Source organism: Janthinobacterium aquaticum (assembly GCF_009208565.1).
Taxonomy (GTDB): domain Bacteria; phylum Pseudomonadota; class Gammaproteobacteria; order Burkholderiales; family Burkholderiaceae_D; genus Janthinobacterium.
Window position 1 is genome coordinate 102,920 of sequence record NZ_WFLK01000018.1, and the last position, 21,453, is coordinate 124,372.

At 62.7% G+C, this 21,453-nt stretch carries 20 protein-coding genes, 1 other RNA gene and 1 riboswitch; of the genes, 16 read left to right on the forward strand and 5 right to left on the reverse strand.

Annotated elements, in window-relative coordinates:
- Positions 1 to 13: 13 nt before the first annotated feature.
- The 3 genes from GCM43_RS23760 to ybgC are packed head-to-tail and all read right to left on the reverse strand — an operon-like array spanning position 14 to position 1,606.
- The gene (locus GCM43_RS23760) at positions 14 to 454 is read right to left on the reverse strand and encodes an ExbD/TolR family protein (RefSeq protein ID WP_152248369.1); all 441 of its coding nucleotides are present in this window, start codon (positions 452 to 454) and stop codon (positions 14 to 16) included.
- A gap of 15 nt (positions 455 to 469) precedes the next feature.
- A complete protein-coding gene (gene tolQ / locus GCM43_RS23765; RefSeq protein WP_152248370.1) occupies positions 470 to 1,159 on the reverse strand; it encodes a protein TolQ in 690 nt (229 codons plus the stop codon).
- Positions 1,160 to 1,204: 45 nt separating this feature from the next.
- Positions 1,205 to 1,606 carry a tol-pal system-associated acyl-CoA thioesterase gene (gene ybgC / locus GCM43_RS23770; RefSeq protein ID WP_152248371.1) on the reverse strand — a complete coding sequence of 134 codons (402 nt, stop codon included), beginning with the start codon at positions 1,604 to 1,606 and terminating at the stop codon, positions 1,205 to 1,207.
- A 328-nt stretch (positions 1,607 to 1,934) separates the two neighbouring features.
- A riboswitch (ZMP/ZTP riboswitch) is annotated at positions 1,935 to 2,057 on the forward strand.
- Positions 2,058 to 2,186: 129 nt separating this feature from the next.
- On the opposite strand from ybgC, the gene glyA reads away from it, so the two are divergent.
- The 13 genes from glyA (at position 2,187) to nusB (ending at position 16,098) form a co-directional block, all read left to right on the forward strand.
- Positions 2,187 to 3,434 (forward strand): serine hydroxymethyltransferase, encoded by a 1,248-nt coding sequence (gene glyA / locus GCM43_RS23775; protein ID WP_152248372.1) that lies wholly within the window; start codon positions 2,187 to 2,189, stop codon positions 3,432 to 3,434.
- A 157-nt stretch (positions 3,435 to 3,591) separates the two neighbouring features.
- Positions 3,592 to 4,059 carry a transcriptional regulator NrdR gene (nrdR, locus tag GCM43_RS23780; RefSeq protein WP_152248373.1) on the forward strand — a complete coding sequence of 156 codons (468 nt, stop codon included), beginning with the start codon at positions 3,592 to 3,594 and terminating at the stop codon, positions 4,057 to 4,059.
- 197 nt (positions 4,060 to 4,256) lie between these two features.
- Positions 4,257 to 4,844, forward strand: a complete 588-nt coding sequence (gene pilV / locus GCM43_RS23785) for a type IV pilus modification protein PilV (RefSeq protein WP_226929643.1) — start codon at positions 4,257 to 4,259, stop codon at positions 4,842 to 4,844.
- On the forward strand, positions 4,841 to 5,806 hold the full coding sequence (locus GCM43_RS23790; protein ID WP_152248374.1) for a PilW family protein: 966 nt from the start codon (positions 4,841 to 4,843) through the stop codon (positions 5,804 to 5,806). The genes pilV and GCM43_RS23790 overlap by 4 nt, the downstream gene beginning before the upstream one ends.
- The gene (locus tag GCM43_RS23795; protein ID WP_152248375.1) at positions 5,803 to 6,453 is read left to right on the forward strand and encodes a pilus assembly PilX family protein; all 651 of its coding nucleotides are present in this window, start codon (positions 5,803 to 5,805) and stop codon (positions 6,451 to 6,453) included. Before GCM43_RS23790 ends, GCM43_RS23795 begins: the two co-directional genes overlap by 4 nt.
- Positions 6,450 to 10,331, forward strand: a complete 3,882-nt coding sequence (locus GCM43_RS23800) for a pilus assembly protein (RefSeq protein WP_152248376.1) — start codon at positions 6,450 to 6,452, stop codon at positions 10,329 to 10,331. Before GCM43_RS23795 ends, GCM43_RS23800 begins: the two co-directional genes overlap by 4 nt.
- Before the next feature lie 36 nt (positions 10,332 to 10,367).
- A complete protein-coding gene (locus GCM43_RS23805) occupies positions 10,368 to 10,862 on the forward strand; it encodes a type IV pilin protein (protein WP_152248377.1) in 495 nt (164 codons plus the stop codon).
- A gap of 65 nt (positions 10,863 to 10,927) precedes the next feature.
- Positions 10,928 to 11,434, forward strand: a complete 507-nt coding sequence (locus GCM43_RS23810) for a GspH/FimT family protein (protein ID WP_226929644.1) — start codon at positions 10,928 to 10,930, stop codon at positions 11,432 to 11,434.
- Positions 11,435 to 11,535: 101 nt separating this feature from the next.
- Complete coding sequence (gene ribD / locus GCM43_RS23815) at positions 11,536 to 12,609, forward strand: bifunctional diaminohydroxyphosphoribosylaminopyrimidine deaminase/5-amino-6-(5-phosphoribosylamino)uracil reductase RibD (RefSeq protein WP_193315730.1); 1,074 nt, start codon at positions 11,536 to 11,538, stop codon at positions 12,607 to 12,609.
- Between the two features lie 40 nt (positions 12,610 to 12,649).
- Positions 12,650 to 13,273 carry a riboflavin synthase gene (locus GCM43_RS23820; RefSeq protein WP_152248379.1) on the forward strand — a complete coding sequence of 208 codons (624 nt, stop codon included), beginning with the start codon at positions 12,650 to 12,652 and terminating at the stop codon, positions 13,271 to 13,273.
- A 78-nt stretch (positions 13,274 to 13,351) separates the two neighbouring features.
- Positions 13,352 to 14,884 carry a hypothetical protein gene (locus GCM43_RS23825; protein ID WP_152248380.1) on the forward strand — a complete coding sequence of 511 codons (1,533 nt, stop codon included), beginning with the start codon at positions 13,352 to 13,354 and terminating at the stop codon, positions 14,882 to 14,884.
- 199 nt (positions 14,885 to 15,083) lie between these two features.
- On the forward strand, positions 15,084 to 15,566 hold the full coding sequence (gene ribH / locus GCM43_RS23830; RefSeq protein WP_152248381.1) for a 6,7-dimethyl-8-ribityllumazine synthase: 483 nt from the start codon (positions 15,084 to 15,086) through the stop codon (positions 15,564 to 15,566).
- Positions 15,567 to 15,615: 49 nt separating this feature from the next.
- Positions 15,616 to 16,098: a transcription antitermination factor NusB gene (gene nusB / locus GCM43_RS23835; RefSeq protein WP_152248382.1), complete on the forward strand. Its 483-nt coding sequence runs from the start codon at positions 15,616 to 15,618 to the stop codon at positions 16,096 to 16,098.
- A 99-nt stretch (positions 16,099 to 16,197) separates the two neighbouring features.
- Here the strand turns inward: nusB and GCM43_RS23840 are convergent, their stop codons facing one another.
- Positions 16,198 to 17,133 carry a lytic transglycosylase domain-containing protein gene (locus GCM43_RS23840; RefSeq protein ID WP_152248383.1) on the reverse strand — a complete coding sequence of 312 codons (936 nt, stop codon included), beginning with the start codon at positions 17,131 to 17,133 and terminating at the stop codon, positions 16,198 to 16,200.
- Between the two features lie 479 nt (positions 17,134 to 17,612).
- On the opposite strand from GCM43_RS23840, the gene ubiD reads away from it, so the two are divergent.
- Together ubiD and ffs are read left to right on the forward strand one after the other, a co-directional pair.
- Positions 17,613 to 19,097, forward strand: a complete 1,485-nt coding sequence (ubiD, locus tag GCM43_RS23845) for a 4-hydroxy-3-polyprenylbenzoate decarboxylase (RefSeq protein WP_152248384.1) — start codon at positions 17,613 to 17,615, stop codon at positions 19,095 to 19,097.
- A 167-nt stretch (positions 19,098 to 19,264) separates the two neighbouring features.
- An RNA gene (gene ffs, locus GCM43_RS23850) (signal recognition particle sRNA small type) lies at positions 19,265 to 19,363 on the forward strand.
- Between the two features lie 57 nt (positions 19,364 to 19,420).
- Here ffs and GCM43_RS23855 read toward each other — a convergent pair.
- On the reverse strand, positions 19,421 to 20,074 hold the full coding sequence (locus GCM43_RS23855; RefSeq protein ID WP_152248385.1) for a hypothetical protein: 654 nt from the start codon (positions 20,072 to 20,074) through the stop codon (positions 19,421 to 19,423).
- A gap of 172 nt (positions 20,075 to 20,246) precedes the next feature.
- On the opposite strand from GCM43_RS23855, the gene dnaX reads away from it, so the two are divergent.
- Positions 20,247 to 21,453, forward strand: a 1,207-nt coding sequence (gene dnaX / locus GCM43_RS23860) for a DNA polymerase III subunit gamma/tau (protein WP_152248386.1), incomplete at its 3' end; no start/stop codon positions are given.

Sequence of the window (21,453 nt, forward strand, 5' to 3'; positions counted from 1 at the left end):
AGGATACGGCTATTTATTTGGTGGCCAGGCCAACCCGGTTGATGCCGATTTTCTTGGCTTCGGAAATCAACTGGATCACGTCGTCATACTTGCTTTCCTTGTCGCCCGCAATCAATACCGGATAGTCCGGACTGCTGGCATGCAGGGTGCGCAGATTGCGCAGCAAGGCATCGCGGTTCGGTTCGGTTTCCGGTGCCTGCTGTTCCTTGCCGATCACGCCGATCGACAGGGAACCATTGGGTTTCAACACGATCTGAATATAGTCATCGGGCGGTTTCGCGGTTTTTTCCGCGTTCGGCAGGTCGACTACGCTCGGATTGTTCGACGACGGCATCACCATGAAAATAATCAGGAGCACCAGCATCACGTCGATATACGGCACGACGTTGATCTCGGACTTGAACTTGCGGCCACGTCCACCGCGCATGCCGCCACTGTTGAAGGAGGAACCCATGGGCTGATCTCCGTCTTAGCGCGACTGGCGTTGCAGGATGTTCGAGAATTCTTCCACGAAGCTCTCGAAGCGGATGGCCAGGCGGTCGATATCGTGCGAAAAGCGGTTGTAGGCAACCACCGCAGGAATCGCGGCAAACAGGCCGATGGCGGTAGCGATCAGCGCTTCGGCAATGCCGGGCGCAACCGCTGCCAGTGTGGCTTGCTGTACATTGGCCAGACCGCGGAAGGCGTTCATGATGCCCCACACGGTGCCCAGCAGACCAATATAAGGCGAGACCGAACCGACCGACGCCAGGAAGGCCAGGTGCGATTCCAGCACGTCCATTTCACGCTGGAAGGCAGCGCGCATGGCGCGGCGCGCGCCGTCAAGCACGGCGCCGACGTCGAGCGCTTCACGCGAACCGTAGGAAGCCTTGCCCTTGATGAATTCGCCCATGCCAGCATCAAAAATGCGGGCCAGTGCGCCGCTCTGGTCGCGGTTGCCGCTGGCGCTCTGGTGCAGCGCATGCAGGTTGCCGCCGGCCCAGAAGCTGCGTTCGAATTCGACGGTCTGGCGGCGCGCGGCGCGCACCGCAAACATCTTGCGGAAAATATAGGTCCAGCTGGTCAGGGAAATGAGCAGCAGCAGGGCCATGATCAACTGCACGATCAGGTGGGCATTGGTGATGAGCGCGAGGAAAGAAAGATCTTGTGTAACGTTCATTGGCTGGCAGTCTGTTGGGTGAATTTATCCGAAGGGTGAAGCGCCTCAGGCGGCGCGCATGCGGGCGGCAACTGCGTCTGGAACGGCGCGCGGACGCATGGCTGAGTCTACACAGCCGATCTTGACGCGGGCCGTGCTGAGCAGGGTTTCGCCGCACCAGGCTTGTTGCAGGAAAACGATGGAGGCACGCCCCATCTTTTCTATGCTCAGCGTCAATCTTAACGCGTCATCGAGCCGGGCTGGCGCATGATAGTCGGTGCTGACGCTTTTGACGACAAACAGGGCGTCATGTTCTTCCAGCAGCGCCTGTTGGCCAACGTCGATGGCGCGCAGCCATTCGGTACGCGCACGCTCAAAAAACTTCAGGTAGTTGGCGTAGTAGACAATGCCACCGGCGTCGGTGTCTTCATAGTAGACACGAACGTTCCAGGTAAAGACTGAAGGCATGTTTTTTTTGCCAGAAGTGAGATTGAGCAACATTTTACGCGATTTTTACTATCATGACGAATGACGCTTGCTGAAATGCCTAGGCAAAGCGGCATCGTAGTTGCAAGCGGGCATCATGCTTGAAACCTGGAAACTATAACAAGTCCCGTAACATACGCTTACATGCCCGGGCCATGGTTAAGACCAGCTTAAGAATGAATCAGGCTTGCACCAACTTCATGCGGCTTGGTCAGCTGCGCAAACCGGGCTGCGCAATGCGCGGCGATTATAGCTGCGCGCCTGCATTCCTTGCTCAATTCGGGCACTTAACTTACAATTTGGCTTCCATTTCGTCTCACGTGACTGGCGAAAAGTCGCAATCATCCCCATTTTGGTGCGATGATTGCCGGCGAAAGGTGGGCATCCACCGGGAAACGTGAGATTTCATTAGCCGTTCGCCTGGGCAGCCACCGATGGAATTGCGCGAAGAGGCTGCCTATCCGTTGTTGTTATTAATTTAACGCCGGCTCCCCTCATTCGATCCAACCTGCCAGTATAAGCACCTTAGGTAACTGAAGCACCCACATCTTGGAGTTTTTACATGTTTGCAAAAGATCACAACCTCGCCAACGTCGATCCTGAACTGTTCGCCGTTATTCAAAAAGAAAACACGCGCCAGCACGACCATATCGAACTGATCGCCTCGGAAAACTACACCTCGCCAGCCGTCATGGAAGCGCAAGGCTCGCAGCTGACCAACAAGTACGCCGAAGGCTACCCAGGCAAGCGCTACTACGGCGGCTGCGAATACGTCGACGTGGCAGAGCAACTGGCGATTGACCGCGTCAAGCAACTGTTTGGCGCCGAAGCGGCCAACGTGCAGCCGAACTCGGGTTCGCAAGCGAACCAAGGCGTGTTCTTTGCCATGTTGAAACCAGGCGACCTGATCATGGGTATGTCGCTGGCCGAAGGCGGTCACCTGACCCACGGCATGCCGCTCAATATGTCGGGCAAGTGGTTCGATGTGGTCTCGTACGGCTTGACTGCCGAAGAAGATATCGACTACGAAGCCATGGAGCGCCTGGCCCGTGAACGCAAGCCAAAACTGATTATCGCCGGTGCATCGGCTTTCTCGAAAAAAATCGATTTCGAGCGCTTTGCCAAGATCGCCAAGGAAGTTGGCGCCTACTTCATGGTTGACATGGCCCACTACGCCGGCCTGATCGCCGCCGGCCTGTACCCGAACCCGGTGCCGCACGCCGACTTCGTCACCTCGACCACGCACAAATCGTTGCGCGGCCCACGTGGCGGCATCATCCTGATGAAGGCCGAACACGAAAAAGCCATCAATTCGGCCATTTTCCCCGGCATCCAGGGTGGCCCGCTGATGCACGTGATCGCCGGTAAAGCCGTTGCCTTCAAGGAAGCGCTGAGCCCGGAATTCGTCGAGTACCAGAAGCAGGTTGTGAAAAACGCCGACGCGCTGGCCAAGACCCTGATTTCGCGCGGCCTGCGCATCGTATCGGGCGGCACCGAGTCGCACGTGATGCTGGTCGATCTGCGCGCCAAGAACCTGACGGGCAAGGAAGCCGAAGCCATCCTCGGTTCGGCGCATATCACCTGCAACAAGAACGGTATCCCGAACGACCCGCAAAAGCCATTCGTGACCTCGGGCATCCGCCTGGGCAGCCCGGCCATGACGACGCGCGGTTTCAAGGAAGCCGAAGCGGTGCAAGTGGGCAACCTGATCGCTGACGTATTGGACAATCCGCATGACGCCGCCACCATCGAGCGCGTCAAGGCGGCCGTCAAGGTGCTCGCTGACGCCAACCCGGTCTACGCTGCATAATTATTTGTCCAGTATGTGTCATACAGAGTAAGATTGTGTATGACACATTCCGGTCTCGCGCGGGCGTCCTGATTGGTTCGGACGCCCGCGCTGTTTTTGCACTGTTTTTTACGCTCTTGTTGCGTTTTTGTTGTTGAGATAGAAAGTCTGCTGTTACATGAAATGTCCATTTTGCCAACATGACGAAACCCAGGTCCTCGATACGCGTGTATCGGAGGAGGGCGACGCCATCCGGCGCCGGCGCCGCTGCGGCAAATGCGACAAGCGCTTTACCACTTACGAACGGATTGAACTTGCGATGCCGGCGGTGGTCAAAAAGAATGGCAGCCGGACCGAATTCGCTGCGGCCAAGTTGCGCGGCAGCCTGATGCTGGCCTTGCGCAAGCGCCCCGTCGCGGCCGCCGCACTCGATATGGCCATCGCCACCATCGAAGAAAAGCTGCTGACCAGCGGCAAGCGCGAAGTCGATTCCGGCTATATCGGCGAACTCGTCATGCAGGAGCTGCGCCGGCTCGACAAGATTGCGTATATTCGCTACGCCTCGGTGTACAAGAATTTTGAAGACCCGGCCGAGTTCCAGGACGCCATTGCCGAGGTCGGTCCCGGCGCCGCCAGGGAATCCTGAGGCGCTCTGCGCGCCATACCGTTTCAAATCACCATTTCCCGGCTTGCCATGGCAATCGTCCACAGGCAAGCGTTCTGATCAGTTCCACGCCGTTTTTTCCGTCGTTTTACCGCTTTTTATGCAGCCGTTTGCGCCAGATCATGCGCCGTCACGGCCGTCGGCCTATCGTATGGAGGTTCGCATAAGGAGGTGAGGCCATGGACGGCATGCGTTGCAGCATCAGCTTGAGTACCGGCAGCAGCCTGGTCGAGGTGCTGGTGGCGCTGGTGCTGCTGACGCTGGGCCTGCTTGGCGCCAGCACCTTGCATGTCGCGACACTGCGCGCGCAGCATGAATCCACTCTGGCCTCGCGTGCCGCGCAACTGGCGGCGGGCATGGCCGAGCGCCTGCGCGCCAACCGCGCCGTAATGACTGCCTCCGACGTTGATAATCCCTATCTTGGCCTCGACCATGACGCTGGCGATAATGCGCCGCTAACCGGCGGCGGCAGCACCGGTTCTGCCTGTTTTGGCAGCGCCAGTTGCAGCGCGGCGCAACTGGCGCAGTTCGATATCGACGAATGGCGCGAGCAACTGCACACGGCCTTGCCGGGCGGGCGCCTGCGCATCTGCCGCGACCTGCCTGCCGGCGATACGGCAGACGACGAGGCCGGCTGGGCATGCAGCGGCGCGGCCCATGCGCCGGTGGTCATCAAGCTGGGCTGGCGCGAGCGCTATCGCGCCGACTTGGCAGGCGGCATGGGTGGCCCGAAACTGGTCTGGCAGGTGGCCGGCGGTGCACCATGAACAGGCTTTGTGGCGGTATGACGCTGGTTGAGCTGTTGCTGGCGCTGGCCTTGGGGGCGGTGCTGATGCTGGGCGCGAGCAGCATGCTGCTGGCGGTCAGCGTCAGCCATGCCGCGCAGGCGTCGCAGGCCAGGATGGATGACAGTGGCCGCTATGCGATTGACGCCATGGCGCGCGCCCTGCGCCAGAGCGCCTATATCAATCTGGACGCGGACGTCGGTTCCTGGCTGCCGGCAGCCGACGACAGCGCCAACCTGTCCGGCCTCGATGCGCGCAGCCTGGGCAAGAATGCCGAAGGCATCAGCAATCCCTTGCCTGACGCCATGCATGGCAGCGATGTGCTGGCCGTGCGTTTTCAAGGGGCGGGAGCGGCGCAGGGCGGTGACGGCACGGTACTCAATTGCGCCGGCTTCGGCGTGGGTGCCAGCGCCAGCGAAAGCGAGCGCGGCTGGAGTATTTTCTATGTTGCCGTTGGCGGCGACGGCGAGGCCGAGTTGCGCTGCAAATACCGTGGCGCCGATGGTTGGGGTGCCGATGCGATCATTCGCGGCGTCGACAGCTTCCAGGTGCTGTACGGGCTCGATACCGATACACCGCCTGATGGGCTGGCCAACCAGTATGTCAGCGCGACCGGACTCGATGCGCGCGACGCCGCGCTGGTGCTGCCGGGCGAGAGCGCGGTGGAGCGCCAGCGCCAGTTACAGCGCCGCACGCACTGGAAGCGCGTGGCCAGCGTACGCTTGGCCCTGTTGCTGCATGGCGAAGACGACCAGGGTGGAGCGGCCGCGCAGACCGGGCCGCCGCAGTTCGACCTGTTCGGCGCTGCCTATGCCGACGCGCATGGCGCCAGCGACGCCGGCGTGCGTATTGATGTAGCGAGCTTGCCGGCCAGGCAGCAGGGGCGCTTGCGAAAGCTGGTGCAGGCCACGGTCATGTTGCGCAACGCCGTACCGCCATCATGAGGCGTTGTTGCCAGCAGCAGGGCGCAACGCTGGTGTTTGCCTTGTGCATGCTGGTGGTGATGCTGTTGCTGGGTGTCTCGGCGGCGCAACTGGCGCTGCAGGGTGAGCGCGCCGCGCGCGCCGAGCGCGACCGTCATATTGCTTTTCAGGCTGCCGAGGAGGCGCTGATGGATGCGCAAATCGATATCGAAGGGCGACCCGGCGCACCGGGCCGCAGCGCCGCGTTCGATAGCGCGGCCAGCTTTGCTGACGACTGCGCCGCCGTGGCCAGCGCTGGTGCAGGTGGCGCGCAAACCGGCCTGTGCCTGCCTGCCGCCGGCGGCGAACTCGCGCTGTGGCGACAACTGGCGCTGGACGCCGACGATGCTGGCGCACTGGTCGACTACGGGCGCTTTACGGGCGCCGCCATGGCCAGCGGCGCGGGCATGCTGCCGTCGCGCCGGCCGCGCTATCTGGTTGAACTGCTGCCGGCGCACCTGCCGGGCGAGGAGGTGGCCGGCGAGGCAGGTGGCGCCGGCGATCTTGCCGGCTACCTGTATCGCGTCACCGCCATCGGCTTTGGCGCGCAAGCCGATACCCAGGTGGTGCTGCAGACCTTTTATCGCAAGCGCGCCGGCGGCATGGCGGCGCCGGGAGTGGCGCCATGATCCTGCACAAGATTGACCGGCGCCGGCAGTTCTTGTCTCTGCTGCTGGCGGTGGTGGCGGTGGTTATGTCCGGCGGGGGCGGCCAGCAGGCGCTGGCGCAGGCACAGCTGGTGGACCTGTCGCGCGCCGATATCGGCCAGCACGGCGCACGCGTGCCGCCCAACCTGCTGCTCGATCTGGCGTTGACGCATGCATCGGCAGGCGCCGCTTATACCGGCGAATATCTGCCGCAACAAGACTATAGCGGCTACTTCGATGCACGCCTGTGCTACCGCTACCCGCTGCGCAGCCAGGACGGCGTTGCGGTGCCCGACCTGCGCGCTGGCACCGGCTACTTTTCGGTCGTCAAACGCGCGGGGGCGGGTCACGATTGCGGTGGCGACAGTTTCAGCGGCAATTTCCTGAACTGGGCCAGTACCAGCCTGCTGGACCTGGTGCGCTACGCCCTGAGCGGCGGCGACCGCTTTATCGATGTAGCGGCCAGCACGGTGCTGCAACGCGCTTATCTGCCGGCCGGCGACGGCGGTCCCGACTTTTATGCCCACTCTGACTATTTTCCGCGCAAGCTGCTGCGCGCCGGCGTGACGGCGGCAACGCCGTTTAGCGTGACGCCGCTGGCGATTGTGTCGTGCCGAAACCGCCTGCTGTTTGGTGACGGTGCGCTGGCGCCGCAAGGCAGTTGCGATGCGCCGGGCAGGGCGGGTGCGCTGGGCGTATATCTGGCGCGCGTGCAGGTTTGCGACGCGCAAGAAGGGCCGCTGCGGCCGGATTTATGCATGGCCTACGGCAAACATTACAAGCCGGTGGGCGCGCTGCAACGCCAGGCCGGGCGCGTGCGCATCGGTGTATTGAGTCCCTGGCTGGCGCCTGCGAGCGCATCAAGCGCATCTGGCGAGTCTGCCGAGCCTGCATACGGCGGCCCGCTGCGCGCGCCGCTGGCGCACCTGGGCCTGCAACGCTGGCCGGCACCAGGCTTTCAGCCGCAGGACAATCCCGAGTCCGCCTGGCAGCAATCGACGGGCGTCTATGTCAAGGCAGGCAGCGGGCCGGCCGGTGGCGCCGCGCTTGCCTATCTGAACAACCTGGGACGCAGCGTGCCGGATCAGCCCGGGCATTACGCCAGCACCGCGCCGCTGGCCGAAATACTGTACGAGTCGCTGCGCTATCTGCAGGGGCGCCAGCCCAGCGCCATCGACATTCGCCCGCGCGATGCCCTGCCGTTCGAGCGCGCGTGGCTGGACCCGCAGCAGGTGGCCTGCCAGCGCCACACCGTGCTGGCGCTGGCAGACGCCGGCATGGCAGCTGATCGTTATGTGCCCGGCAATCGCGCCGTCACGGCCGGGCAGGGCGCTGACAGCCGCGCCCGTAGCGTCGACGCCTACAGCACGCCGCCGCTTGACGTCATGGCGTGGACCGGGCTGATGGGGTTACTGGAGAGCGGCGGTGAAGGCAATCCCGGCCCTTTGCCGGCGCTGGCGGCGCTTGAGCAGCAGTCGCATGGCGCCCACGGCGCCAGCTTTTATGCAGCCGGGCTGGCGTACTGGTCGCATGTGCGCGCCATGCGGCCGGGAGGAAGCGCGGCCGGCCTGGTGCCGGTGCAATACCATACTGCGGATCTGCGGCCGACGGATAATGGCAACTCATCAGCGATGCCCGCCGTTACGCCACTGCTGCTGGCTGCCAAGTACGGCGGCTTTCTGGACGACAATGGCGACGGCCAGCCGTTTGCCGTTGCTGGCGCGAATGACCTGCATGGTTTGAATGAATGGAGCGGCGACGGCCGTTGGCCTCGCCATTATTTGCCCGGCAACGATCCGCAAGCCTTGATTGCCGGCTTGCGCGCGCTGCTTCTGGCAACCGACCGCGCCACGCTGGCACCGACCCTGGCAGGGCCGTCGCTGCTGGCGCTGGCCAGCGGCGCCGACGACGCGTACTGGTTCGGCAGCCAGCTGCAACTGGGAGACGGCACCATGCAACTGGCGCGCGCTGCAATGACAATCGGCGCCGATGGCGTTGTCGCGCCAGGCAAGGCGCTGTGGCGTGCGGGCGGCAACGCACCAAGCGCCATGCGGCCCGTCCATACGCCCGACGGCCAGGGCCGTCTGCTGGTGCTGGACTGGCCGCGCCTGACTGCGCAGCAGCGCAGCCTGTTCCAGCCAGAAGAGGCTGGACAGTCGGGCGCCATGGCGTTTGGCGAGGCGCTGGTGCGCTATCTGCAGGGTGAGCGCACGCACGAGGCGGGCCAGCCTGGCGGTTTTCTGCGCCGCCGCGCCGGCAGCCTGGGCGCCGCGCCATACGGCAATCTGGTGTATGTCGGCGCACCGGGATTGAACCGGGCAGGTGCCGACTACCTCGAGCATCGCCAGCGCCTGCTGGGGCGTTTGAAAATGCTGTATCTGGGTGCAAACGACGGCCTGCTGCACGCCTTTGATGCGGTCAGCGGGAAGGAACTGTTTGCTTATCTGCCGCAGGCGCTGGTGCCGGGCGTGCTGGCTGCGGCCGTGACCCATGACGATGGCCGGCCCTTGCTGGACGGCGCCGCATCCAGTGCCGAAGTGTTGCTGAACGGACGCTGGGCCACCGTGCTGCTGTCAAGCATGGGCGGCGGCGCGCAAGGCCTGTTTGCGCTCGATGTGACCGATCCCCTGCGCTTTGCGCAGCAGGGTGCACTGTGGGAGTTCACCGACCTTGACGATAGCCTGATGGGCAATCTGCGGGCACCGCCATCGGTGGCGCGCATCAATATGGGCGGCAAGGACGGTGCGCGCGCATACCGCGATTTTGCCGTGGTCGGCAGTGGCTACAACAACACGCAGCCCGACGGCAAGACGCGTTCGGCCGCCAGCGCCGCCGCCGCGATTTTCCTGCTGGCGCTGGACAAGCCGCCAGGCACGCCCTGGCAGTTGAACGGCAATTATTTTCGGCTGGCGCTGCCGGTGACAAACGATCCGGCGTCAGCCGCAGCCAACCCTGCGCTAGCCAGCCATGCGCTGGCGCCGCCGGCGCTGGTGGCCGGCGACGATGGTGCGCTGGCTTATCTGTATGCCGGTGATATGCAGGGCAATGTCTGGCGGCTTGAGCTGGCTGGCGGTTCGCCCTGGAAGGACGGCGTCGGGCGCAAGCTGGTCTTTGTTGCACGCGATGCGCAAGGCGCGCGCCAGGCCATTACCCAACAGATCAAGGTGGCGCATGCGCCGGGCGGCGGCTATCTGCTGCTGTTTGGTACTGGCAAGCTGGTGGAGCCGGCCGATATGTGGCCCCCAGTGTTTGCGCCGCAGTCGCTGTATGCAGTGCGCGACGACTTGAAGGCGCCGTCGCCCACTCGCAGCCGGGCCGATCTGGTTGCGCGCAGCCTGGCGCAGGCCGAAGATGGCTGGCGCATTGGCGGCGCCGAGCTGCGCTATGCCGGCAGCGAGACCATGCACGGCTGGGTGCTGGACCTGGCCGGCAGCGCGCACAGCGACGAGCGCAGCGTACACAGCCCGGTGCTCGCTGCCGGCATGGCCGTTTTCAACACCGTACTGCCCGGCCGCGACGCCTGCGCCCGGCCCGCCACGCGCATCTATGCGCTCGATGTGCTGAGCGGCTTGGCCGCCGATGCCGCCGGCGTGATACGGCCCGATGCCGTGACGGGGAGGTTGCTCGACGGCCTGGCGCGGGCGCCGCCGCAATTGCTGGAGCTGCAGCGCAGCGCCAGCGCGGTCAGCCCGACCGGCCGCGCAGAAGGGCGCAGGAGCTTTGCCGTCGTGCAGCCCGGTGCTGCCGGTGCTACTGGTAGTACATCGTTACGCGTGACCAGCGGCGCGCTGCCGGTGGGGCGGCTCAGCTGGCGAGAAATCGCCAACTGGCGCGAGCTGCATGAGGCATCGAAGAAATAGCCAGTTTTCCCCCGATAGCGAGATGTCCGGTCCGATATGAAATTGCTTTCCAAACAAGACGGCCGTCAAAGTCGCCACACTAGCGCCTTCACCCTGCCCGAACTGCTGGTCACGCTGGTGATTGTGTCGCTGCTGCTGTCGCTGGCGCTGCCGGCCTACCGAGGCCAGATTGTGCGGGCCAAGCGCGTGCAGGGACAGGCGGCGCTGCTGAAAATGATGCAGCAGCAGGAGCGCTATTACGCGCAGCATAACCGCTACCTGGCATTTTCCGCCGGCGCGAGCGAACCTCAGGCCAGGCAGTTTGCCTGGTGGTCCGGCGAAGGCGGCGAAGAGGCGGCCGTGCGCAGCGCCTACGAGCTTGACGCCGTCGTCTGCGCCGGGGCCAGCCTGGTGCAGTGCGTGCTGCTGCGCGCCAGGCCGGGCACCGGGCGGGTCGACCGCCAGTTCAGCGACACCGATTGCGGCATGCTGACGCTGAGCAGCACGGGTGAGCGCGGCAGCGCCGGCCCGGCGACGTTATGCTGGCCGTGATCTCAAAAGACGGCCCGGCTTGCAGGCAGCGCCACGGCGGCCATACTCTGTTAGAGCTTTTGGCCGTGCTGTCGATCACCGCGCTGCTGCTGTCGCTGGGCCTGCCTGGCATGCACGAACTGCTGACCCGCCAGCGCCTGCGTGCGACGGCTACCGACCTGTTTTCGGCGATCGAGCTGACGCGCGTGCAGGCCATGGCGCGCGGCAGGCGGGTGCTCCTGACACCGGCCGGTGATGGCGCAGACTGGCGCGCGGGCTGGCTGGTATTTGTCGACCGCAATCACGACCTGGCCTATGACGCCGGTGACGAGTTGCTGCTGCGCCAGGCGCCGCTGGCTGACGGCATGACGGTGCGCTTTGCCTTTACTTCAGGCACTGCCGCGCCGCCGTATATCGCCTACAATAGCGCCGGTCGTAGTTGCAGCGCCAGCAATAGCCTGGCGGCGCGCTGGGGCACGCTGTCCTTGATTTTTGGCAAACAGGAACGACATATTAAAATCAATATGCTCGGCCGCGTGCGCGTATGCGATCCGCAGCAGTCGCTTAGCTGTACCGGCGCCGGCGAAAGCTGAGCGTGCACCAATACCGCCGTGCTTGTACGCCGGGGTTGATGCAGCCCTTGTAACCCTTATTCTGGTAATCACTCGTGGAAATACTCAATGATGTCGACGGCATGCGCCTGGCGCTGGACTGGGCGGCGCGCGGCCTCTACACCACTACGCCCAATCCGCATATCGGCTGCGTGATCGTGCGCGACGGGCAGGTGATCGGCGCCGGCGTGACCCAGCCGGCCGGCCAGAACCATGCCGAGATCGAAGCGCTGGCCGATGCGCGCGCGCGCGGCCACGACGTGCGCGGCGCCACCGCGTATGTCACGCTCGAGCCGTGCAATCACCACGGGCGCACGCCGCCGTGCTCGGACGCGCTGGTGCGCGCCGGTCTGGGGCGCGTGGTGGCGGCCATGCTGGACCCCAATCCGCTGGTGGCGGGGCAGGGCCTGGCCAAGCTGGAATCTGCAGGCATCGCCGTGACCACCGGTATCCTGGCCGATGAGGCGTACGAACTCAATATCGGCTTTTTCTCGCGCATGCAGCGCGGCAAGCCTTGGGCGCGCATGAAAACGGCCGCCAGCCTCGATGGCATGACGGCCTTGCACAACGGCCAGAGCCAGTGGATTACCGGACCCGAAGCGCGCGCCGACGGCCATGCCTGGCGCGCGCGCGCCTGCGCCATTCTGACCGGCATCGGCACTGTCAAGGCCGACGATCCGCAACTGACGGTGCGCGGCATCGATACGCCGCGCCAGCCGCGCCGCATCGTGGTCGACAGCCGGCTCGACATCAGCCTGGACGCGCGCGTGCTGGCCGGCGGCGGCACCTGGATCGTGGCGGCCGTCCCGCATCCGGAAAAGGAAGCGCAACTGCGCGCGCTGGGCGCCGAAGTGATCATGCTGCCCAATGCCGCCGGCAAGGTCGACCTGGCAGCGCTGATGCTGGAGCTGGGCCGGCGCCAGATCAATGAATTGCATGTGGAGGCCGGCGCCAAGCTGAACGGCTCGCTGATACGCGAAGGCTGCGTCGACGAGCTGCTGGTCTACCTGGCGCCCACGCTGCTGGGCGATGCGCAGGGCATGTTTGCGCTGCCGGCGCTGACTGAGCTGGAACACAAGGTCGCCTTGCATTTCCACCAGGTCAGGCAGATAGGTCAGGATGTGCGTATCCTTGCCAGGTTCATGCCACAGCACTGATTGTTGTACCCGTTATTCTCATCTACTTTATAGGCTTACCATGTTTACAGGAATCGTCGCCGCCATCGGCAAAATTGAAACCGTGCAACCTTTGGATGGCGGCGCCGACGCCGGCGTGCGCCTCACTATCCACGCGGGCGGCTTGCCGCTGGCCGATGTGGCGCTCGGCGATTCGATCGCCATCAACGGCGCCTGCATGACGGTGGTGGAAAAGTCCGACACCGGTTTTGCCGTCGACGTCTCGCGCGAAAGTCTCAACTGTACCGTCGGCCTCGATACCCCGACCGAAGTGAACCTGGAAAAGGCGCTGACGCTGGCCGAGCGCCTGGGCGGTCACCTGGTGTCGGGCCATGTCGATGGCCTGGGCGTGGTGCGCAAGTTCGAAGCAGTTGGCGAATCGTGGGAGCTGGTGATCGAAGCGCCGCACGAGCTGGCCAAATACCTGGCCTTCAAGGGCTCGGTAGTGGTCAACGGCGTGTCGCTGACGGTCAACCGCGTCGAAGACCTGGGCACCGGCTGCCGCTTCTCGATCAACCTGATTCCGCACACCATCGCCATGACCACGCTGAAACACCTGACGGTCGACGCGAAGGTCAATCTGGAGATCGACCTGATTGCGCGCTATGTCGAGCGTATGTTGTCGGTTGGTAAAGCTGGTGCCTGAGAACGACTGAATTCAGGTACAGCCGTGCGGTGTACTGCCGCCAAAGGCGCATAATAAGGCTTTCTCTGCGAGCAAGCCATGGACCCGATCCCGCGCACCACGCTAACCAATACCATTGCCCCCAGCACACGGATCGGTGAAACTGCCGCCGTCACGCCCGCCACGGCTACTGTTGTGGCGACGCCCCAGGGGGCGGTGGGGCTGGTCGCTTCGGCTCAAGTCGATATTTCTCCGTTGGGCCAGTTTTTGTCCGGCGTGGCCTTGTCACGACGGCAAATGCTGGCCTTGCAAGGGCTCGCCGAACAGCCCAATGGCAGCGTCCAGCAGGCCGGCGTCAATGCTGACCTGCTGGCGGTGGCGCAGCAATTGACGCAGTCGTTTGCCCAGTTGCAAACGAGTGGCATCGACGCCAGCCAGCTGGCCGCTTCCGGCAATAGTCAGAATAACTTCGAGAACAACCTTGCGCAGCGCTATGACCTGCTATCCGGCGACGGCACCACCGACACGGCCGGTGCGCTGGCGCAAAACGGCAATCTGCTGACCCAGGCTGGCCTGTCGCGCATCGGCATCGACCTGCGCGGCGAGCAGGTCGATGCGGCAGCGTTGCAGGCAGCGTTCGAAGCTGACCGCGCCGGCACGCTGGACGCCCTGCAGCAAGGCACTGATGTGATGGCGCAAGTGGGCGCTGTGCTGGCCCAGCAGCAGGGGCAGGCGGCAGCCAGCGTGGTGGCCGCCGACCTGAGCACCCAATCGCCGGTGCAGCAGGCTGATGCCACCACCGCTGCGATTGCACCCGATGTTCAAGGCTATGCGCAAGCCGAGGTACAAGCTGAGCAGCAAGCCGCTGCACTGGCCCGGCGCCAGCGCGAAGTGCAGCAGCAGATGGAGAACGAAGAGCTGGTGCAGGACATGCAGTCGCTGCAAACCCAGCAAGCCACGCAGCTCAATCAGCTCAGTGCGATCAACCAGGAGCAGCAAACCCGCCAGCTGCAGGACAGCGATGCCGCCACGCAGCGTGCGCAGGCCTTGCAGGATGACCAGCAGCGCGTACAGACTGAACGCAGCGCAAGCGACGAGTTCGATGCACGACGCGTGGCCCAGGATCAGCAGTTGCAACAGCAGGCTGCCAGCGAGTTCGAGCAGCAGCGCCAGGCGCAGTTGCAGACAGACCAGACCGGGCAGGCGCAGTTGCAGCAGCGCGCCCGCCAGGCGGCCGATGAGGCGGCGCAGGCGCAACTGGACGCCAGCGAGGCGCAGATCGCCGCCAGGGCGGCCTCAGAGCGCGCACAGCAGCTGGCGCGCGAGGCGCAGTTGCAGCTCGATGCAGGCCAGGCTGCCACGGCGCAGGCACAGCTGGCGCAGCAAAATAGTGAAGCGCAGTTGCAAGCGGCGCGCAATGCCGCGCAGGTCAATCCGCCGCCGTCATCGCAAGACCCGTCGGTAGCGGCCGCCATCGCTGCCTACAACCTGACCAATATGGCGGCCAGTTCCGGCCTGGCCGGCCGTGCGGCAGCGGGCGACACGCAAAAGCCGCTGGTAGCGCCAGTGGCAGCCGTTGAGCCTGCCAAGCCGGTCAACCAGATCCAGCCCAATATCGATAGCCGCACTTGAGGCGCTGATGGGCGCCGGTTTGTGCAAACTGCGTGCCTGTCGTCGTTATTTCACGTCTGCCCTGGCCAAATCCTTTAAAATAGCAGGTTAGATGAAATTTGCGCAAAAAGCCCAGGCACTTTGCGCAATGCATTAAAGCATGACTTGATCAATCCATGGCGGCCACACTTGCCGCTGCTTACCTGATAAGAGGCACCTCATGACCGTAGGAACATACGAAACCAATTTTGCTGGCGAAGGTTTGCGCGTCGGCATCGTCCAGGCCCGGTTCAATGAAATCGTCGGTGGTGGCTTGCTGTCGGCATGCCTGGAAGAGTTGAGCAAGCTGGGCGTGGCCAATGAAGATATCTTGCACGTGACCGTGCCGGGCGCCCTGGAAATCCCACTGATTCTGCAAAAAATGGCAGAGACCGAACAATTCGACGCCCTGATTGCCCTGGGCGCCGTGATTCGCGGTGAAACCTACCACTTCGAGCTGGTATCGAATGAATCGGGCGCAGGCATTACGCGCGTCGGTCTCGATTACGGCATCCCGATCGCCAACGCCGTGTTGACGACCGAAAACGACGAGCAGGCGGAAGTACGCATGCTGGTCAAGGGAGCCGAAGCGGCGCGCGTGGCAGTGGAAATGGCTAATCTGGCGCAAGCGCTGGAAGAGTTGCAAGACTCCGACGAAGATTGATTCGTGCGTCGGCATTTCTGGAACACGTATTTAAGAACAGGTAACAATCATGACTGAGAAACTTTTGCTCGCCAATCCCAGCAAGAACCGCACGCCGCGTCACCGCGCGCGCGAGTTCGCCCTGCAAGGCCTGTATCAGTGGCTGCTGAACAATGAAGACGCCACCACGGTCGTCAACAATATTCGCGCCGCCCACGGCTTCGACAAGGCCGACAGCGACCATTTCACGCAGCTGCTGTATGGCGCGATCAAGGATTCGGTGGCGCTGCGCGACACCATGGCGCCGATGATCGACCGCGATATCGCTGAAATGTCGCCGATCGAACATGGCATCTTGCTGATCGGCTCCTACGAGCTGAAGAACAACGTGGAAATTCCTTACCGCGTGGTGATCAATGAAGCGGTCGAGCTGGCCAAGTCGTTCGGCGGTATCGATGGTCACAAGTACGTCAATGGCGTGCTCGACAAGCTGGCCATCAAGTACCGTTCGGATGAAGTCAGCGCATCGAAGCGCGCCAACAGCAACAAGTAATATGCGGTGCCAGTGCGGCCTTGGGTCGCACAGACAACAAAAAAGCCACCGCACGCAAGTGCCGGTGGCTTTTTCAATGGTCGCGCCTGGTTGATGTAGTTACAGGCCAGCCAGTTCGTTATGGCCGCTGACGACCTTGATATTGATGGTGCTCGTTTCCTTGGCCAGCGTGGGCGCTGTTTGCGCTGCCGGGGCCGGCGAGTTCGACGCCATCACCGGTGTCGAGGTCGGCACGCGCTGGCCGGCCGAGACTTGCTTGAGGCGACGGTATTCGGCCAGCACGCGCGAGCCGTAGCCCGAGTCGGTGGCGAAGTTGGCAGCGCCCACATAGGTTTTCAGGCCGGCTTCGACCGAGCCGCCACGCGTCACATAATCTTTCAGGATCAGCGAGCCGACGCGGATATTGGCCACCGGATTGAGTGCAGCCTGTACGCCGCCCATTTCCTGGAAGCGCTCATGGTGCACCTTGGACATGACCTGCATCAGGCCTTGCGCGCCGACCGGGCTTTCTGCAAATGGATTGAGGCCCGATTCGATCGCCATCACAGCCAGGATCAGCAGCGGGTCGAGCTTGATTTCGCGCGCCGTCAGGTAGGCGGTCGACACCAGCATATTGGTGGCGTCATTGGCCACGCGGTAGCGCTTGGAGAGCCAGTTGGTGACCCATTGCTGCTGCTTTTGCGTGCCCAGCAGCGCTTTTTCTTCCTTGGTTAGTGCGGTGGTGCTGGCGGCCACGGTCTGCACCGAAGCGGGCGCTTCCATCAGTGCCGACAGGGCCGGTGCTTCGACCGCTTGCGCTTCGGTCATCGGCAGTGGAAACAGGCTGTGCGTCAGTTGCTTGCCCAGGTCAGGGCGGAACATCAGGAACGCCACCAGGGCCAGCGCGGAAACGCCGAAAAACGTCATGGTGTGCTGTGCTGTGGCCAGTACGCCACGTGCTGAAATGGCCTGTGCGCGCGCGCGAAGTCGCGCTAACGCTGGCTGGCCAGCCACGGTTGAAGCAGGCAATGCTGCTTCGGTGCTGCGTTGAGTCATAGAGTTCCCCGAAATGTCGCGTCAACAGGCAGTCCCGCCGCGCAGATCGCGGTGTTGTGGGGTGCTGCCAATGCCGTGCATCAGAAATATCATCGTTTGTCGCCGCGTATGGATGCGTGCGAGAAACGCCGTCATTGCTTGCTTGAGCTGATCGTTCCCTGTGGTATTGAATCAGTCGCAATACAACCTTTTACCGGGGGTAAGGCAGACGCCTTTTGAAAACACTCCTTAAAATGTCATTGGAGCCCCGACTCCGTGAATGAACGAGAAACGCTAAAATCAAGCCTTGGGCCGGCGTTCTCTTTCAAGTTGGGCGAATTGTAAAAGCCGTTTTATATCAAGTCAATACTAACGAATTCATTCTTTATTACGAAAAAATCTTACTTTTGGACTTGCATTGTGCCAAAAATCAATAAAATCAAATACTTGGCCCAGTTTTTTCAGCAACGGCGTCCCGCGTCAAAAAAATTTAAAAACACATGAAATATTCAGATTTGCGAGATTTTATTTCTCAGTTGCAACAAATGGGCGAACTTAAGCCGATTTCCACCCCAGTTTCGCCGCATTTGGAGATGACCGAGGTGTGCGACCGCACGCTGCGCGTCGGCGGACCGGCCTTGTTGTTCCAGCATCCCACCGGTCATAGCATACCGGTTTTGGGAAATCTGTTCGGCACGACTCGGCGCGTGGCGCTGGGCATGGGCGCCGAGGATGTGAGCGAGCTACGCCGCATCGGCCACGTGCTGGCGCGCCTGAAAGAACCCGAGCCGCCGAAGGACTTCAAGGACCTGCTGGGCTTGGGTTCGCTGGTGAAGTCGGTATGGGACATGTCGCCCAAGGAGCTGCGCGGCGCCAAATGCCAGGAAATCGTCTGGGAAGGCAATGACGTGGACCTGGCGCGCCTGCCGATCCAGCACTGCTGGCCCGGCGATATTGCGCCATTGATTACCTGGGGGTTGGTCATTACCAAGGGACCGAACAAGAAGCGCCAGAACCTGGGCATCTACCGTCAGCAGGTATTGGGGCGCAACAAGGTCATCATGCGCTGGCTGGCCCATCGCGGCGGTGCGCTGGACTTCCGCGAACACGCGATCCAGAGCAAGGGCAAGCCGTATCCGGTGGCCGTGGCGTTGGGCGCCGATCCTGCTACTATATTAGGTGCAGTCACGCCGGTGCCCGATAGCCTGTCCGAATACCAGTTTGCCGGCCTCTTGCGCGGCAGCCGTACCGAGCTGGTCAAGGCCATCGGCAGCGAGCTGCGCGTGCCGGCCTCGGCTGAAATCGTGCTTGAAGGCCATATCTATCCCGATGAAAACCATCCGTCCGGCTACGAGCATGCGCTCGAAGGCCCGTATGGCGACCATACCGGCTACTATAATGAGCAGGACAGCTTTCCGGTGTTTACCATCGACCGCATCACCATGCGCCGCGACCCGATCTATCACTCGACCTACACCGGCAAGCCGCCCGACGAGCCGGCCGTGCTGGGCCTGGCGCTGAACGAAGTATTCGTGCCGCTGCTGCAAAAGCAGTTCAGCGAAATCACCGACTTCTACCTGCCGCCCGAAGGTTGCAGCTACCGCATGGCGGTGGTGCAGATCAAGAAGCAGTACGCCGGCCACGCCAAGCGCGTGATGTTCGGCGTATGGAGCTTTTTGCGCCAGTTTATGTATACCAAGTTTATCGTGGTGGTTGATGAAGATGTCGATATCCGCGACTGGAAAGAGGTGATCTGGGCCATCACCACCCGCGTCGACCCGACCCGCGACACCACGCTGGTCGACCATACGCCGATCGACTACCTCGACTTTGCTTCGCCAATCAGCGGCCTGGGCAGCAAGATGGGCATCGACGCCACCAACAAGTGGCCGGGTGAAACCAACCGCGAGTGGGGCACCACGATTGCCATGACGCCGGAGGTCAAGGCGAAAGTGGATGGCATCTGGCAGGAGCTGGGGTTGTAGGTCGGATTAGCGCGCAAGCGCGTAATCCGACACCACCACGGTCACGGCCAACAATGTTGTCGGATTACGGCCCGCAGGGCCTAATCCGACCTACGGTTTTCTTGACATGGCGGAGTGGATTCCGGCTGTATTTCCCAATCCGCTCCATTCCGGTTATAATTGCACCCGGCGGGCCCCTGCGCATCGTGGCATGGCTAACCTGGTCAGGTCGGGAACGAAGCAGCCACGGCTATTAACCATGAGTGCCGCAGATCAGGCTCGCCTCCTTCGGGAAACAATAAAAAAGCTGCCATTGGCAGCTTTTTGTTTTTCAGCGCAGTGGCTTATTCTTCACTGAGTTCCGCTTCAAACGGCCGTTCGCTGGCCACCATGCTCGGGTTGTCCTTGAGCCAGCCCGGTTCCGGTTTCAGCGTGATCTGGTTCTTGCCATCGGTCGTATAGACTTTGCCGGCCACGCTCAGTTGGGCCGGTTTGGCAAACTTGAACACCACCGATTTGACCGACGGCGCAAACATGCTCAGCGCGCCGGCCATTTTCTTGATGGCGCTATTCATACGCGCCACATTGCCCATCACGCTGGCATACGGCCATTGCACGCCATCGGGCAGGGTGGTGGTGGCCACCATGCTGACTTTGGACTTTTCATCCTTGGGCAGGCTGGTCATGATTTTGGTGTCGTCACTCAATAGTGCGGGATTGGGCGTCAGCGCCATGCGAAAATCCGGGCTCAGTGCTGGCAAGGGCTGGCGTTCGCTGCCTTTGACGGCAGTCAAGACCACATCCGACGGCTTGTAGCTGGGGTTGTTCGGTTTGATGCTGATCAAGAGGTTGAGCCGTTCGCGCTCGGCTGCGGGCAGGGCGTAGAATTTGTCGAGGCGCAGGTCTTCGACCAGCTTTTTGTAGGGCACCCATTCGCGTTCGGCAGCATGGGCGTGGAGGGACAGAAACAGTACAGGCAGCAGGACAAGTTTTTTCATTTTTATCAAGTTAAAGGAAAAACAAATTCTATGCCGGCGCCGGCGCTTTTGGTCATTCCCAGCGGCACTTGTTACAATTATCCTTTTGTTGTCTCTGGTTTGACCTGGCGCGGCTTGATGGCCGAGCGCAGGAGAGGCACTTTGCACCTGCTATCTACGGTAAAATCCCAGCATGTCCTATCAAGTCCTCGCCCGCAAATACCGCCCCAAGAACTTCGAGACGCTCGTCGGCCAGGAGCACGTCGTGCGCGCGCTCACGCATGCGCTTGACAGCGGCCGCCTGCACCACGCCTATCTGTTTACCGGCACGCGCGGGGTCGGCAAGACCACGCTGTCGCGCATCCTGGCCAAGTCGCTCAATTGCACCGGCCCTGATGGCAATGGCGGCATCACCGCCCGGCCCTGCGGCGTGTGTGAAGCGTGCACGGCCATCGATGCCGGGCGCTTTGTCGACTATATCGAGATGGATGCGGCGTCGAACCGCGGCGTCGATGAAATGGCGCAGCTGCTGGAACAGGCGGTGTATGCGCCGAGCAGTGCGCGCTTCAAGGTCTATATGATCGATGAGGTGCACATGCTGACCAACCATGCGTTCAACGCCATGCTCAAAACGCTGGAAGAGCCGCCCGAACACGTCAAGTTCATCCTGGCTACCACCGATCCACAAAAAATTCCGGTCACCGTGCTGTCGCGCTGCCTGCAGTTCAACCTCAAGCAGATGCCGCCCGGCCATATCGTCAGCCATCTGGACAATATCCTGGGACAGGAAGGCATTGCCTTCGAGCAGCCGGCCTTGCGCCTGCTGGCTCAGGGCGCGCACGGCTCGATGCGCGATGCGCTGTCGCTGACCGACCAGGCGATTGCCTATGCGGCCGGCGAAGTCACGCTCGACGCGGTGCAGGGCATGCTGGGTGCGCTCGACCAGTCCTACCTGGTGCGCCTGCTCGATGCGCTGGCAAAACAGGACGGCGCCGACCTGCTGGCGGTGGCCGATGAGATGGCCTCGCGCAGCCTGTCGTATAACGGCGCGCTGCAGGACCTGGGTACCTTGCTGCACCGCATCGCACTGGCACAGACCGTACCAGCTGCCGTGCCGAACGACTTACCCGAATACGCCGATATCGTGCGCCTGGCCGGTCAGTTCGACGCCGAAGAAGTCCAGCTGTTCTACCAGATTGCCGTACATGGCCGCAATGAACTGGGCCTGGCGCCCGACGAATACGCCGGCTTTACCATGACCTTGCTGCGCATGCTGGCGTTTCGTCCCGGCATGGGCGGCGGCGATGGCGTGCCGGTAGCTGCACCATCGGCCGCCAGGGCGCCTGCTGCTGCGCCGGGCCAGCGTCCGGCGGCCGCTGCGGCCGCGCGCGCTGCCAGCG